Below are 1,455 nucleotides of genomic sequence, written 5' to 3'. Positions count from 1 at the left end.
CCCTCGGTCTCGCGGTACGGGGACGCGACCGAGCCGCAGTCCAGGTGGTCGCGGCCGAGCACGATCGGCGCGCTGATCTCGCCGCGCGCGACCAGGTCGTTGAAGACCGCGCCGGCCTTGTCGCGCTCGCCGTAGCCGAGCCAGCAGATCCGCGACGGCAGGCCCTGGAAGTGGACCTTCTCCCCCGCCATCCTGATCCACCGGGTCAGCGGCTCGTTCTCCGGGAACAGGTCGAGGATCGCCTTGTCGGTGCGGGCGATGTCCTTCGGGTCGCCCGACAGCGCCGCCCAGCGGAACGGGCCCTTGCCCTCGCAGAACAGCGGCCGGATGTACGCCGGGACGAACCCGGGGAACGCGAACGCGCGGTCGTAGCCGGCGAGCTGCGCCTCACCGCGGATCGAGTTGCCGTAGTCGAAGACCTCGGCGCCCGCGTCCATGAACCCGACCATCGCCTCCACGTGCCTCGCCATCGACTGGCGGGCGCGGTCGGTGAAGCCCTTCGGGTCCTTGTCGCGCTCGGCGTCCCAGTCCTCGAACGCCACCCCGGACGGCAGGTACGCGAGCGGGTCGTGCGCGCTGGTCTGGTCGGTGACGATGTCGATCGGCGCGCCCGCGCGCAGCAGCTCGGGGACGACGTCGGCGGCGTTGCCGAGCAGGCCGATCGACAGCGGCTCGCGCTTGTCGCGGGCCTCGACGGCCAGCCGCAGCGCCTCGTCCACCGAGTCGGCGCGGACGTCGCAGTAGCGGTGCTCGACGCGCCGGTCGATCCGGGACGGGTCGACCTCGACGCAGATCGCGACGCCGCCGTTCATCGTCACGGCGAGCGGCTGCGCCCCGCCCATGCCGCCGAGCCCGGCGGTCAGCGTGATCGTCCCGGCGAGCGTCCCGCCGAACCGCTTCGCCGCGACGGCCGCGAACGTCTCGTAGGTGCCCTGGAGGATGCCCTGCGTGCCGATGTAGATCCACGAACCGGCGGTCATCTGCCCGTACATGGTGAGGCCCTCGGCCTCCAGGCGGCGGAACTCGTCCCAGTTCGCCCACTGCGGGACGAGGTTGGAGTTCGCGATCAGCACGCGCGGCGCCCACTCGTGCGTCCGGAAGATCCCGACCGGCTTGCCGGACTGGACGAGCAGCGTCTCGTCGCCGTCCAGCGACTCCAGCGACCGGACGATCCCGTCGAAGGAGTTCCAGTCGCGGGCGGCCTTGCCGGTGCCGCCGTACACGACGAGCTTGTCGGGGTGCTCGGCGACCTCGGGGTCCAGGTTGTTCTGGAGCATGCGCAGGGCGGCCTCCTGCGGCCAGCCCTTGGCGGTGGTGAGCTGCGTCCCGCGCGGCGCGCGGACGGGGCGGGGACCGGACATGAGGGTTCTCCTCGAAGCAGACTGCGAAGGAAGACTGGGCGGAAGCCGCTCGCGCGCGGTCGCCCGCGCGCGGGCGGTCAGAACAGCGGGCCGG

Annotated in this window: 1 protein-coding gene; it reads right to left on the bottom strand. The window is 72.4% G+C overall.

Translation table 11 applies throughout. The features are described from left to right. A partial coding sequence (gene hutU / locus AB0J52_RS40410; RefSeq protein WP_500188496.1) for a urocanate hydratase occupies positions 1 to 1,361 on the bottom strand: 1,361 nt, incomplete at its 3' end. Between the last annotated feature and the right edge of the window lie 94 nt (positions 1,362 to 1,455).

The sequence above is a fragment of the Spirillospora sp. NPDC049652 genome, from assembly GCF_040675125.1.
Lineage (GTDB): Bacteria > Actinomycetota > Actinomycetes > Streptosporangiales > Streptosporangiaceae > Spirillospora.
The sequence above is the reverse complement of the archived record's forward strand: the minus strand, read 5'-3'. Positions and strand labels throughout refer to the sequence as shown.